The organism is Pricia sp. (genome assembly GCF_041745955.1).
Classification (GTDB): domain Bacteria; phylum Bacteroidota; class Bacteroidia; order Flavobacteriales; family Flavobacteriaceae; genus Pricia.
Map to the genome: position 1 here is coordinate 1 of NZ_JBGTHY010000131.1, position 14,085 is coordinate 14,085.

The 14,085-nt window shown below is 46.4% G+C and carries 9 protein-coding genes and 1 pseudogene; 9 read left to right on the forward strand and 1 reads right to left on the reverse strand.

The genetic code is table 11. From position 1 onward, the window contains the following. Nucleotides 1-314, forward strand: a pseudogene (locus tag ACEW8S_RS04660) (TIGR03364 family FAD-dependent oxidoreductase); the annotation flags it as partial. Then, nucleotides 307-984, forward strand: coding sequence for a phosphonatase-like hydrolase (locus tag ACEW8S_RS04665; protein WP_373517017.1), 678 nt, complete (start codon nt 307-309; stop codon nt 982-984). The pseudogene ACEW8S_RS04660 and the gene ACEW8S_RS04665, both read left to right, overlap by 8 nt. A 71-nt stretch (nt 985-1,055) precedes the next feature. Here the strand turns inward: ACEW8S_RS04665 and ACEW8S_RS04670 are convergent, their stop codons facing one another. Further along, nucleotides 1,056-1,622, reverse strand: coding sequence for a helix-turn-helix domain-containing protein (locus ACEW8S_RS04670; protein WP_373517018.1), 567 nt, complete (start codon nt 1,620-1,622; stop codon nt 1,056-1,058). 273 nt (nt 1,623-1,895) lie between these two features. On the opposite strand from ACEW8S_RS04670, the gene ACEW8S_RS04675 reads away from it, so the two are divergent. From ACEW8S_RS04675 to ACEW8S_RS04705, 7 genes are all read left to right on the forward strand, one after another. Beyond that, entirely contained in the window at nt 1,896-5,069 is a 3,174-nt protein-coding gene (locus ACEW8S_RS04675) for a SusC/RagA family TonB-linked outer membrane protein (RefSeq protein WP_373517019.1), read from the forward strand. A gap of 11 nt (nt 5,070-5,080) precedes the next feature. After that, nucleotides 5,081-6,652: a SusD/RagB family nutrient-binding outer membrane lipoprotein gene (locus ACEW8S_RS04680; protein ID WP_373517020.1), complete on the forward strand. Its 1,572-nt coding sequence runs from the start codon at nt 5,081-5,083 to the stop codon at nt 6,650-6,652. A gap of 132 nt (nt 6,653-6,784) precedes the next feature. Next, a complete protein-coding gene (locus ACEW8S_RS04685; RefSeq protein WP_373517021.1) occupies nt 6,785-8,128 on the forward strand; it encodes an aspartate aminotransferase family protein in 1,344 nt (447 codons plus the stop codon). 135 nt (nt 8,129-8,263) lie between these two features. After that, nucleotides 8,264-9,361, forward strand: coding sequence for a sulfatase-like hydrolase/transferase (locus tag ACEW8S_RS04690; RefSeq protein WP_373517022.1), 1,098 nt, complete (start codon nt 8,264-8,266; stop codon nt 9,359-9,361). 362 nt (nt 9,362-9,723) lie between these two features. Continuing rightward, a complete protein-coding gene (locus tag ACEW8S_RS04695) occupies nt 9,724-11,271 on the forward strand; it encodes a hypothetical protein (protein ID WP_373517023.1) in 1,548 nt (515 codons plus the stop codon). 108 nt (nt 11,272-11,379) lie between these two features. Then, nucleotides 11,380-13,227, forward strand: a complete 1,848-nt coding sequence (locus ACEW8S_RS04700; RefSeq protein ID WP_373517024.1) for a cytochrome c peroxidase — start codon at nt 11,380-11,382, stop codon at nt 13,225-13,227. 39 nt (nt 13,228-13,266) lie between these two features. Next, entirely contained in the window at nt 13,267-13,953 is a 687-nt protein-coding gene (locus tag ACEW8S_RS04705; RefSeq protein WP_373517025.1) for a fasciclin domain-containing protein, read from the forward strand. Nucleotides 13,954-14,085: the final 132 nt, after the last annotated feature.

Below are 14,085 nucleotides of genomic sequence, written 5' to 3' on the forward strand. Positions count from 1 at the left end.
ACGGTTCGATGATTCTTGGCGATTCGCATGAATACGCACCGGCAAGCCGAATCGATGAACTTGGAATGGATTTGAATATGGATATTGACAACTTTATCATACAGGAAGCCAAGAAAATCTTCGATCTGCCGACCTATGAAATCCAAAACCGCTGGTATGGGCTATATTCGCAGTGCAAAACGGCCGATATCTACCAAAAAACCATCGACGAGGACGTTCATATCGTGACCGGGATCGGGGGTAAGGGGATGACCGGTAGCGCTGGCTTCGCCAGACATAATATCAATTCAATTTTCAATCTAGCACATGCATAACATAGAACTAGCGGTGTTTGACATGGCCGGTACGGTCGTCAACGAAAAGAACGTGGTCTACAAGACCCTACAAAAGGCCATTAACAAAAAAGGATATGACCTTTCCTTGAATTTTGTACTCGAACACGGTGCGGGCAAAGAAAAGCATCAGGCCATAAAGGATATTTTGGCTGTGGTCAATGCAGACAAGGAAGAACCCTCCGAACCTATTTTTGAGGATTTCAAACAACTATTGGACAAGGCCTACGAAACCTTGGAGGTAACCTCTTTCGACGGGGTCGGGCAGCTCTTGGCCGATTTGAGATCCCGAAATATCAAGATAGCCCTGAACACTGGCTACAACACCAAAATCGCTCAACTTCTACTGCAAAAGATACATTGGAAAAAAGGGGAACAGTACGATGCCCTGGTCACCGCCGACGATGTTTCCGAAGGCCGCCCCCATCCGGCGATGATTGAAAAAGCTATGGAATTACTAGAGGTTACGGATGCTTCAATGGTGCTAAAAGCGGGTGATTCCATCATTGATATCGAGGAAGGGAAGAATGCGAAGTGCGGAGTAACCGTAGGAGTGACTACCGGTGCGCATACGTCGCAGCAGTTGCGGTCTGCCAATCCTACCTATGTTTTGGATTCTCTTTCTGAACTACTCGATTTTCTAAAAGTTTGAATCCGACTTCAAGGGTAAGGAGCCCGCGGAAAAATCAAGAATCGAAACGGATCTTGGCAAAGAAGTACCTGTTAAATAAAAAAATACACTACCAGCATTTTCGAAGGCATCGAACCACGGTTCTCAGGTACATGCGGGATCCTTCCATCGAAAAAAATAGAATCCCCTGCCTTCAAAAGAACTTCTTCCTCACCGATGACATAATAACATTCTCCCGATAGCACGTATTTGAACTCGAAGGCATCGGTGGTTACTTTTTCGCGTTTTGAATTCGGCGCCACCTCTAGCAGCACGGTTTCAAAACCCAATGAAGATAGCTGCTTCCCGAAAATGTTGGTATAGCTGAATCCTACGGCATCATCTTCCTTTTCGATAGCCGAATTTTCTTCCTTTCGGGATACGATGAAGTTGGCGCCGCTTACCTGGGGCATCCCCTTAAAGAAATCGGTCACCTCGATATCCAAGGCATTGATGATTTTTAGGAATACGGGTAGCGAGGGTATGGTTCTACCGTTTTCTATCCTAGAAATAAGGCCACCGGTCACGCCTGCCTTTTGGGCAATATCGTTGATGGTACTGTTGCCGTTCTTCCTGATTTCCTTGATTCGTTTTCCGATACCGATAAGGTAGTCCTCCATAGTTTTTTGCTTAGGCTGCAAACATAATGTTAAATTGGTTTTTGAGGATAGTCATCGAAAAAAATAAGTCCTTACCTCAACCCGTCCCTTTTGCTGAAACGGTGTAAACCTCTTTTTATGATATGCATATTTGTAAATATCCTTTAGATAACATTTTAGTAACAATTTTAATATAAGCATAGCAATTATTTAATAATAATTGGATGTTTACCTAACTTAGAGCTATGATATTTGTTTCGCTATTATCAACCAAAGTTTACAAATACGAAAAAGATGAAAAGAACACTACTTTTGACATTGCTTGCCTTGACTATTGCAATGGTGGCCCGTTCGCAAACGACATTTTCGGGAACGGTACTTGACGAAAACCAAGTTCCCCTACCCGGTGCTTCGGTAGTCGTTACAGGAAGCGCTACCGGTGTAGCTACCGATTTCGACGGTAATTTTGAGATTGTACTTCCGGAAGGCAAGGAAATCTTGGTCGTATCCTATATCGGTTATATATCCAAGGAATTCGATACCTCGGGACAAACCTCCGCAACCATACAACTCGAACCAGACTCACAGCAGCTCGATGAGGTCGTGGTTACTGCTTTGGGGATAAAAAGGGAGAAAAAATCCTTAGGATATGCTTCCCAAGAACTGGATACGGATGAGGTGACCTCGGCGAGAGAACCCAATCTGTTGAACGGGATCTCCGGTAAGGTTGCAGGACTGCAGATTACCAACAGTCCCTCCGGTCTGGGCGGTTCGGCCCGGGTTTCCATAAGGGGCGACGCTTCTTTGAACATCAATGGAAACTCCCCTTTATTCATTGTCGACGGAACGCCGATCAGCAACGAAATCGTAGGGTCTTCGGGTGCGGGAACACAGGATGTCGATTACGGCAACGGCGCTTCGGAAATCAATCCGCAGGATATCGAATCGATAAACGTGCTGAAAGGGCCCGCTGCCGCCGCTTTGTACGGTTCGCGTGCAGCCAACGGTGCCATAATCATCACCACGAAAAAGGGGAGCAATAAAAAGGGTAGGCTCGGTATCTCCGTCAACTCCGGGATTACCATGGAAAGTGTACTCGTATTGCCCGATTGGCAGAACGAATACGGGCAGGGCAACAACCAACAGTTCGAGTTTTTTGACGGTAGCGGTGGGGGTATCGCAGACGGTGTCGATGAAAGTTGGGGACCCAGATTGGATACGGGCCTATTGATTCCGCAATTCGATTCCCCACGTGCCGATGGTACTCGGGGTGGAGACATTGCAATCAGTGATGCAGCGATAACGCCTACCCCATGGGTTTCGAACCCCAATAATATAGAGGACTTCTTCGAGACCGGATACACAAAAACGAATAGTATTTCCATTTCAAAGGCCGGTGATCTCGGAAACATCCGCTTTTCCTACCAAAATCTAGATCAAGAGGGCATCGTACCCAATACGGACCTTGCCAGAAACAGTTTTAACATAAGTACGGCATTGAATTTGACCGATAAAGTCACCGTTAACGCCAACATCAACTACATCAAGACCGATAGCGGCAACCGACCTTCGCTGAGCTATGGTACGGAAAGCCTGATGTATCTTTGGATATGGTACGGAAGACAGATCAATACCGATAACCTAAGGGACTATTGGCAACCCGGACTTGAAGACCGCCAACAGTTCAACTATAACTACAATTACCACGATAACCCCTATTTCAACGTTTTCGAGAACACGAACTCCCAAGATAAGGACCGTGTTTTTGGAAACGTAAGCGTCAATTATAAATTCCATGAAGACTGGAACCTGCTTCTCCGTTCGGGAAGGGATTTTTACAGCGAACTCCGGGCCAAAAAAAGGGCTTTCAGCACCCAACGGTTTCCGTTGGGATATTATCGGGAAGATGATGTGTTTTTTGAGGAATCCAACTCGGACTTCCTGTTGTCATACGATAAGACATTTAAAGAGAAGTTCAACCTGAACATTTCCGTCGGCGGCAACCACTTGCGACAGAAACAGGACTATAACCAGACCGTGGCGCCTCAGTTGATCAATCCCGGTATCTATTCTTTCAATAACACGCGCAGGCCTTTAGATGTATCCGTCAACAACAGCGAGAAGCGCATCAACAGCCTTTATGGGTATGCCCGCTTTGCCTATGACGAGGTCGTTTATCTAGATTTGACCGGAAGAAACGATTGGTCGAGTACCTTGCCGACCGATAACAACTCCTATTTTTATCCATCGGCTACCTTGAGTACCATCGTCAGCGACATGTTCGCAAAACCTGAATGGTTGTCGTTCGCAAAATTCAGGGCCGCCTATGCCGAGGTCGGTAACGATACAGACCCGTACCGATTGGCTAGCTTCTTTACGAACGAAGCCCCATTTGGCGACAATCCCGTTTTGACGGAATCACGCTTAATTCCCAATGCCGACCTTAAACCTGAGATTACCTCTTCTTATGAGTTCGGGTTGGATCTACGCTTTTTCCAAAGTCGTTTGAGTTTGGATGCCACTTATTATGACGGTCGTACGAAAAACCAGATCATTCCCATTAGTACCGATATCGCCAGCGGGTATACCAGTAAATTGATAAACGCGGGAGAGGTTAGAAACTATGGCTTTGAGGCTATACTGAATGTCATACCGGTACGAAGCGATAATTTTACTTGGAACAGCACTTTCAACTTTTCCAGAAACCGAAGTGAGGTAACCGACCTAGGTGGTGTCGACTACACGTTGACCTCGAACAACGGTGCTTTTATCCAAGCCCGTGAGGGTGGTTCTATCAGTGCTATCTATGGAAGGGGCTTTCAAAGGGTAGAAGATCAGAACAGCGAATTTTTTGGTCAGTTTATTGTCGACGATAATGGCATACCGCTCCGAACCGACGATTTGTTGTACCAAGGCGATTACGCCCCCGACTTCACCTTGGGGATGCTGAACAGTTTCAAGTACAAGGCGTTCGACCTCGGCTTTCTGCTCGATACACGGCAAGGCGGTATCGTAGTTTCACGTACCAAGACCATAGGTTCTACTTCCGGTCAGTTGAAGGAGACCTTGGTGGGACGGGAAACAGGTATTGTTGCGGAAGGTGCGGTAAACACGGGTACCGTTGACGAACCTGTATTTGTTGCCAACACGACCAATGTAGATGCGCGGACCTATAACAACCGCTATTACGAACGCGATAATGTAGAGGCCGCAAAGTACGATGCCACTTATACCAAGCTTCGAGAGGTAACTCTGGGCTATTCCCTGCCTACAAAATACGTCGACAGACTCCCGATTTCTGGGGCGAGGCTATCCTTGACGGGAAGAAACTTGGTGTTATGGACCGACAACCCCCATTTTGATCCGGAAACGGTCGCCGTGGCCGGAGGTACCTTGCAGCCGGGTATCGAGAACATGTCGTATCCCAGTACCAAAACCTACACCCTTAACTTACAAATCGACTTTTAAACTATAGCAAAATGAAAAATATACAGACAAGATCAACCCTATTTTTTGGCATTTTTATCCTACTGTTTTCGGCGGGTTGTACGGAAGATTTTGAGGAAATCAACCAGAATCCCAACTTTCCCGAGCAGGCCGCATCCGAACTCCTGTTGCCGGGCGTTTTACGTCAAATGGCGTATAATTGGGGCAATCAAGGTTGGGAAGAGGGGTTTACCGTGGTGCAATATGGTGCACGTTTGCAGTTTACTTCCGGAGATCGTTACAATTGGTCACCAACCGACAATCCGTATTTCGATGCCTATGACAGTATGCGCGACATCGAGAATATTATTAGGGACAACAAGGACAATCCCGACGGAGATAATTACTACGGGGTGGCCTTGATCGTAAAATCATGGATCTATTCGTACCTGACCGATGCCTACGGCGATGTGCCATATTCGGATGCGATCAAAGGTTTAAGCGATGACAATATAACGCCGCCTTTTACGCCGCAAGAGGAGATTTATGACGGTATGTTGGCCGACCTGAAAGCTGCGAACGGACTTTTGACCGGGGCGAACAACATTTCGGGCGATATTTTGTATGGGGGCGATGTCTTGAAGTGGCGTAAATTTGCCAATTCGCTACGCTTGCGGCTATTAATGCGTATCAGCGAGGTCGATCAGGCAAAGGCTATCGCGGGCATGAACGAAATCGCGAATGATTTGGCTACATACCCTATCTTTGAAGGTAATGCCGATGCGGCGGTCTTACAATGGAACTCCGACAACCCACAGCCGAAATACGATACGCGTTCAGGTAGTTTTGACGAGGTTCGCCTTAGCCTGACGTTGGAGACCCGTTTGAAGGCGCTGAACGACCGGCGTTTAATAGTTTACGCGCAGCCTACTTCCAATTCGGAAAAGGGAATTCATTCCGACAACCTAGATGATTATGTAGGGATGCCGAACGGATTGGACGACGCCAAGGCGTTGAGCTATAGTCCCACAGGAAATCCCGATGAATCCGGATCCAATTTTATTTCCCGACTTGGGGTCTTATTGACCTGTAGGGCCTGCGACGTAGAAAATGCTTCGCCGACCGCCTCCCAGACCATCATTATGGATTATGCCGAACTACAGTTCATTTTCGCCGAGGCCCGGGAACGCAATCTGATCTCGGTCGGGGAAGCGGACGCATACTATGAAAATGGTATCAGGGCCTCGTTTTCCTATTATCTGGATAGGATTATCGCCGGGGGATGGTCGGAAATCGCCAATGACCTTCAAGATTTTGATTTGGACGCATACCTTGCCCAACCTGCCGTCGCCTACACAGGTTCAGCGGATGAAAAACTTGAAAAGGTAGCGCTTCAAAAATGGATCGCCCTTTTCTATACCGGTTTCGAGGCGTGGTCCGATTGGCGACGTACGGGCATTCCGGCAATCGTACCCGGCGCCGATGCCGCAAACGGTGGAAACGTACCTGTACGCTTTCAGTATCCGAACGAAGTGAAATCAACCAACGAGGCCAATTACGAGGCCGCCGTTTCGCGACAAGGCGCCGATGGTCTGAACACCAAACTCTGGTGGGATGTGGATTAGAACAAGTGGAAAAGCCATCATTTGCACCATTTTACCTTTTACCTTGGGATCAAATTTTATGACAGATACAAGGTATCACGATACTGATGAACAAATTGGTAACTTGTGGATGATTACGATAGTTTACATAAAATGCAAAAAGAGAACAAACGTACCGAGGGCGATATCAACCGTACGCCAGCTCGGGAGCAATGGCTGGAAAATGAAGTAGACGAAGCTACCAAAAAGCTTTTGGAAAAAGACGCCCGTTATTTTTTGCACCAAGCCCTTTCTACACCTTGTCTCGACGTTTTAAAAAGTTGCAAGGGACCCTATATCGAAAATATTTTTGGAAAAAAATATCTTGATTTTCATGGGAACAACGTTCATCAGATCGGCTTTGGGCATCCCAAATTGATACAACGTTTAAGCGAGCAAATGCAATCGCTATCCTTTTCTACACGAAGATATACGAACGAGGTAGCCATTGCCTTTGCGGAGAAACTGGCTTCATTGATGCCCTCTGACCTGAACAGGATACTTTTGACCCCGAACGGCAGCTCGTCCATTGGCATAGCGCTTAAACTGGCACGTGCGGTAACCGGAAAATACAAAGTAGTCTCCTTTTGGGATTCTTTTCATGGAGCCTCTCTGGATGCCATTGGTGTTGGGGGCGAATCGGTATTCCGGGAACATATCGGCCCTTTGATGCCAGGGGTCGAACGCATTCCTCCCCCGGTTACCTATCGCGGAATTTTTGAAGGGAACGAAGCTAAGTGCCTGGAGTATTTGGAATATGTGTTCTCCAAAGAGGGCGATATCGGTGCTTTTTTGGCAGAAACCGTTCGTAATACCGATGTTCAGATACCCTCGGTATCATTTTGGAAAGAAGCCCGTGACCTCTGTAATAGGTATGGTGTATTACTAATTTTGGACGAAATCCCCATTGCTTTGGGGCGCACGGGAGAAATGTTCGCTTTCGGGCATTACGGTATTGAGCCCGATATTCTTTGTTTGGGCAAGGGACTTGGTGGCGGTATCATACCTCAGGCGGCGATAGTAACGAGGGACGGGTATAACAAATTCGGTGATATTTCTTTGGGGCATTATACCCATGAAAAGAGTCCGCTAGGAGCCATGGCCGGCCTTACCGTGCTGGAAATCTTGGAAGAGGAACGGATTTTGGAAAAAGTAAAAGCCGATGAAGACTATATGCGAACCGAGTTGACCAAACTACTGGAAAAATATCCGATCGTTGGTGATATCCGAGGTATCGGGCTATTGTGGGGTATTGAATTGGTAAAGGACAGGGATACCAAAAAAAAAGCCGTTCAAGAAGCGGAACAGGTCATGTACGAATGCCTTAAAAATGGACTTAGTTTTAAAGTGTCAGCAGGTAATGTGCTGCAGCTTTGTCCAGTATTGACAATTGAAAGAACCGAGTTGGAAAGAGCCTTACGAATTTTGGATGGAAGCCTCTCAAGTGTATTGGAATGAATAATTTTACAGTTGTTAAAGGCAATGATGTCAAATCGAGCGCAACCGAGATGCTTTTGCCCATACCTCGACTGCTCTCAGCGTAATAAAAAACCTTAGATATCTAAACTAAAAAACATATATAAACATAAAGGAATGAAAAAATCAATTTTTATAGTTGCAGGTATCGCTTTTACATTATGCAGTAATGTTGGCTTTGCCCAAAAAACCGAAAACACCAAAGTAATCCTAATCACCCTTGACGGCCTGCGCTGGCAAGAACTATTTACCGGTGCGGATTCGCTTTTGGTGGCCAATAAAGAATACGTTCAGGATACCACTGAGCTAAAGGAAAAATTTTGGGATAAAGCCCCAAAGGTCAGGCGTGAGGCCCTGATGCCCTTTTTTTGGAAGGATGTCGCAGAAATGGGACAGATCCATGGAAACAGGATGCTGGGCAGCAAGGTCGACCTGACCAACAAAATGTGGTTTTCCTATCCCGGATACAACGAGATCTTGACCGGAAAAGCGGACGATGCCCGAATCGACAGCAACGATAAAATCCCGAATCCGAATACGACTATCCTTGAAATCGCTAACAACGACCCTAAATATAAAGGGAAGGTCGCCGTTTTCGGCAGTTGGGACGTATTCCCTTACATCGTGAACGAAGAACGTTCGGGCGTGCCGGTCAATGCAGGTTTCGAATTGGCAAAAGGCAGTAATTTGACGGACCGCGAAAAATTTCTTAATGAACTCCAGCCGAAAGTCCCCAGTCCATGGGGCGCGGTTCGGTTAGATGCTTTTACGCACTATTACGCCTTGGAGAAAATGAAAAAAGACCATCCCGAACTAATGTATATCGCATACGGCGAAACCGACGACTTTGCCCATGACGGGGAATACGATTCGTATTTAAAATCCGCCCATACTACCGATACGCTGATTGAAGAGCTGTGGAAATTTACGCAGAACGACGATTTCTACAAAGACAATACCCTTTTTATCATAACCACAGACCATGGCCGCGGCACCGACCCCTTGGAAACCTGGAAAGGCCACGGTAGCAATGTCAAGGGCGCAGGCGGGGTCTGGATGGTTCTGTTCGGGAAAGGCGTAACCCCGAAAGGCGAAGTAAAACAACAAGAACAGCTGTACAGCGACCAGATCGCACCCACGGTATCAAAGGTGCTCGGGCTTACGGCCGACCCGAACAAAATGAAGGGAAAACCACTTGATATTTCCAAAAAGTAGGCCATCGATTTTTGGTAATGATAGGTTGACGTTCAGTTAACCTAAAACCGAAATCGAATGTATAGTTTTGACCTGTTATCAGTTGAGTTAGTTTGAGTTAGTTTATGGAAACCGATGTGTCTTGCGCATCGGTTTTTTTATGGAAACGCTTTAGGATTTCTCTTGCCTTCAAGACAAGTCTACTATGTTATAAAAATGTTATCTCTCTTTAAAATTAAAATTATGTAATCATTAAAACTAAATTAACCGATTAACTTTAAGATAAATGGAACATAAAACAAGCTTCATTTTTAATTAATATCGTTACGAACCTGACTAGGTATTTTTGTTAAAATTATTAACGATTAAAACCTATGAACAAGATGAAAAACCTTACAAGATTATTGTTGGTTGCAGGTGTTATCGCCACGACCGGCTGCGACAAGCTTGACGACTTTCTCGGTCATCCTACCGATGGTGGGGGTGGCGAGGAAACGGGAACCATTTTTGAAAACAAATCGAAACTGGATCCTTTGGTAGCTATTGAACCGCAATTCAATTTCGTAAAAGCGTACTCCCTGATCAGCTCGACCGATATCCTAGACGACGGCTTCCGCCTGGTAGGTGCCCAAGACGGTGCCGGATTCCTAAAAGAGGGTGATGGTTATATGTACGTCGTTAACGCGGAGGACGATTACGCCATTAGCCGCATTCACCTAGATAAGAACCTTAACCCAATTGGTGGCGAATGGCTGTTGAATTCCGGGGTAGAAGACTTTGCCCGTCAGTGTTCGGGCACGATGTGGGAGGCCGATATCCATGGAGGTACAAAAGACCTTTTTCTATCCGCCTCAGAGAGCTTCAATTATGATGTAAAAGCCATAGACCCCTATGTCGCTACTCCAGATCCTACCGCAGACTACGGTCTCGATGCACTGGGCGAATTTTCATGGGAAAATGCGGTGCCGCTTCCCAAGAATACCTATTCGGGTAAAACGGTAATAGTTGGTGGTGATGACGATTCCGGTCCAGGAGCCGAGGGTCAGGTAACCCTTTATTATTCAGAAAATGGGGATGCCGACCTGAATAACGGAAAAATATATGTGTTGCGTTTCAAGCAGATTGCTTCCGGCGAAACCGATGAGGATGGAAAGCCAATAAATCCCGCAACGTGCGAACCAGGTGTCACCCACAACGAAGGCGAGCTGGCTTTCGGCGAAACCTATGATGTCGAATTCGTGGAAATAGAGAACGGCGCCGAATTGACCATCGGTGAAATGGATAAAGCCTGTGAGGGCGTATTTGCTTCCGGTTTTATGCGTGTCGAAGACGTCGACTACCAAAAGGGCTCCGATGAAAATGCTCGGAACGTCTATTTTGCCGTAACCGGAAGAGGCCCTGGCGCCGGAACCTACAATGACTGGGGTACGGCCTATAAATTGGAGCTGGACGAAGAATCGCCCCTTACCGGAAAATTGACCCAAATTGTCAGCGGAAACACCGATACCAATAATATGGACGGCAACTTGGCACAATTGCAAAGCCCTGATAACATTACGGTCACCGAGAATTTTGTGTATCTACAAGAAGACCCCAACTCTTTCGACCGTGGTCATGCCGCTGCCATATATCAGACCGATCTGAACGGCAACAATGCGAAAGTGGTTTTGGAACTTGTCATCAGAAATGACCTTGATCCATCGGGAAGTACCGGTTTTAGCGGTGAGTTCGGTGCCTTGGTCGATATTTCCGATAAGGTGGGTATCGACGATACGTTTCTTTTGAACCTACAGCCCCACTATTGGCAAAGTGAGGATTTTAAGAGCGTCGATGGCCACGATATGGCATCTAGACCTGACGCGATAGCCGCAGGGGCACGTGAAGACGACCAAGGCGGTCAGATCGTTATTCTAAGAGGATTGCCCAGATAGTACCATCCATTATATTCTGTTGGTTAAAGACCTCCATCGTGATGGGGGTCTTTCCCTATTTCCAATGCATTGTTTTTTCCGTTGAACACTAGTGCTATAAAAATTACTATGAACAAATACCTTTATCTTGTTTTTTCCATCCTCGTCATGCTATCCTGTAAGAACCGCCCCCCAGAATTGACGAAAACTCGCGAAGAGAGTCCCGATTGGTCGGATGCCCAGAATTTTTATTCTGAGCATATTACCCAAGCCATTCAATTGATGGATTCGCTATCGAACGTAAAGGTGGATAGCGAGGAGGCGAAGACCATTTTTGCGAAAGTAAGGGCCGAGTTCAAAAAGGCGGAACCCTATGCCTCCTATTTGAACCCGGAAGTAGGCCATAGGGCCAACGGTCCGGCTCTGCCGATCTATTTGGAGGATACGGGCAAGGTCTTAAACCCCTTCGGTCTCCAAAAAATAGAGGAAAGTGTTTTCGAGGGAGAAGTTTCCCAGGCCCAATTCTTAAAGGAAGTGCGACTGACCAAAGGGCTCATGAAGAATCTTCAAAGTTATATAAAGGACAAAAAGTTGACCCCCCAACGTTTCTTTATTGCTACCCACCAACAATTGCTGCGGATTGTCAGCCATAGTATATCCGGTTTCGATACGCCCGTAAGTCATCTAGGCATCAACGAAACCATTTTATCCTTGGAAAGCCTGTACGAGGTGTACCAAAAAAGCATCCAAACCCTGATTCAGGAAAAGAATCCACAATTGGACAAAACTTTTCGCATGAACATTGATAAATCCGTTGAATTCGTGAAGGCCAATATGGATTTTGACTCCTTTGACCGGTACACGTTCATTAGGGACCATGTGAATCCGGTTACCCGAAATTGGGTAGCCATCCGAAAGGAAAGCGGACTTTGGGATGGGGTAAACAATCTTCCTTTCAATTTCGATGCCCCCACCTTCTTTGAAAACAACAGTTTCAACCCGTCCTTTTTTACCCCGCCCACCCATAAAAACCCGACATCGGAACAGATTGCCCTAGGAAAAAAGCTTTTCTACGACCCTAACCTTTCCGCAGGCAAAAACATGTCATGTGTTACCTGCCACGCTCCCGAAAAAGCCTTTGCCGACGGATTTGTGACCAATAAAGATAATGAGGGAAATCCATTGGAACGCAATACGCCCACCTTGATCAATTCCGTTTTTCAAAAAAGTTTCTTTTGGGACGGGCGCTCACCCACATTGCGAGATCAGATTTCGTCCGTTTTCAGCAATGAGAAGGAGTTCGCCAGTAATGTACACCAGTTCTCTACGGATATTTTACAGGACAGCACCTACAACGAACTATTCAAGGATGCCTTTGGAAAAATGTCGACCAAGAATACCGATATCATCAAGGCGATCTCTTCGTATGTCTCAACGCTAAACGGCTTCAACTCCAAATTCGACAGGAACATGCGCGGGGAAGTAGCGGACTTCACCCTAGAGGAAAAACACGGCATGAACCTTTTTATGGGCAAGGCCCTATGCGCCACCTGCCATTTTATGCCCTTGACCAATGGTACCGTACCCCCTTTCTTTTCGGAAACGGAAAAAGAAGTCATCGGCGTCCCAGAAACCGCTGAAAATCAAAATCTGGACGGCGACACCGGATTTTATTGGGTATATAACGAAGAACTGCACAAAGGCATGTTCAAGACCCCGACGGTTCGCAATGCCGAGTTCACTGCACCCTATATGCACAACGGCGTCTACAACACACTGGAAGAAGTAATGGATTTCTACAACAAAGGCGGGGGAGGGGGCATGGGCTTCGATCTCGAACACCAGACCCTGCCTTTCGATGAACTGAACTTGACCGATGCCGAGCAGCGGGCCCTTGTGGCCTTCGTAAAAACCTTATCCGATACGGATGTGGATGGCCATAAAGAGGATGTTCATGTTGCTGCGGCTTTGCCGTAAACTGGATTACTAATTTCAAAAACGTATAAAACATTTAAAATGAAAAAATCAGCTATTGCGCAAAACATATTCTTTATTTTACTCGTTTTACTTGTAATGGCATCAGGTTGTTCCTCCAGCGACGATACCATTGCACCACCGGAACCGGAAGAAACTGAAAATATCACGGAAACTGAGGAAGCCGAAGAGGTCGGGGAAATCGAGGAGCCGGAAGAAGCCGAGGAGGTCGAAGAAACCGAGGAGCCGGAAGAAGTCGAACCTTTACCTAATATTGTTGAACGTATCGAAACCACGGACGGACTTTCACTGTTCCGAGAGGCCTTGGCCAAGACCGATCTGGCCGATACCTTAAACGGGGAAGGCCCCTTTACCGTTTTCGCCCCGACCGATGCCGCCGTTCAACAGTTGTTCGTGCTGCTCGGTGATGAATACAACAGTTTTGATGATTTTAGCAATATCATCGAACTGCAAATTTTGAACGAAATTCTTTTGGGCCATATCGTGGAAGGTAATATTACCTCCAATGATTTTATCGCCGGGCCCCTGCCGACCTTATTGCCCGAAGATACCATTGAGTTTGTTCCTACCGAAGATACGTTCGTTATTAAGGATGCATCCGAAATCCGTGCCCGATTCGTTACTTTCGACTTGCAGGCATCCAACGGTACGGTGCATACCATCGATAAGATTTTGATTCCGCAAAAGGCGTTGGTATTCGTTGAGTAGGATCGGAAAATTAAGAAATCCTAGTTTTTTGCTATTTGTCAGACGTTTTGGTCAATTGTCCTTTACTTGGTATTGTATACGTCCTGTTTTTGGATGACATTGGGCTTTTTTCGTTTCGGGCCATTTCAAGGC

What these genes read in the sequence shown, in the direction of transcription:
- ACEW8S_RS04665 (WP_373517017.1), top strand. Translation starts at nt 307, where the DNA reads ATGCATAACATAGAACTAGCGGTGTTTGACATGGCCGGTACGGTCGTC.
- ACEW8S_RS04670 (WP_373517018.1), bottom strand. Translation starts at nt 1,622, where the DNA reads ATGGAGGACTACCTTATCGGTATCGGAAAACGAATCAAGGAAATCAGG.
- ACEW8S_RS04675 (WP_373517019.1), top strand. Translation starts at nt 1,896, where the DNA reads ATGAAAAGAACACTACTTTTGACATTGCTTGCCTTGACTATTGCAATG.
- ACEW8S_RS04680 (WP_373517020.1), top strand. Translation starts at nt 5,081, where the DNA reads ATGAAAAATATACAGACAAGATCAACCCTATTTTTTGGCATTTTTATC.
- ACEW8S_RS04685 (WP_373517021.1), top strand. Translation starts at nt 6,785, where the DNA reads ATGCAAAAAGAGAACAAACGTACCGAGGGCGATATCAACCGTACGCCA.
- ACEW8S_RS04690 (WP_373517022.1), top strand. Translation starts at nt 8,264, where the DNA reads ATGAAAAAATCAATTTTTATAGTTGCAGGTATCGCTTTTACATTATGC.
- ACEW8S_RS04695 (WP_373517023.1), top strand. Translation starts at nt 9,724, where the DNA reads ATGAAAAACCTTACAAGATTATTGTTGGTTGCAGGTGTTATCGCCACG.
- ACEW8S_RS04700 (WP_373517024.1), top strand. Translation starts at nt 11,380, where the DNA reads ATGAACAAATACCTTTATCTTGTTTTTTCCATCCTCGTCATGCTATCC.
- ACEW8S_RS04705 (WP_373517025.1), top strand. Translation starts at nt 13,267, where the DNA reads ATGAAAAAATCAGCTATTGCGCAAAACATATTCTTTATTTTACTCGTT.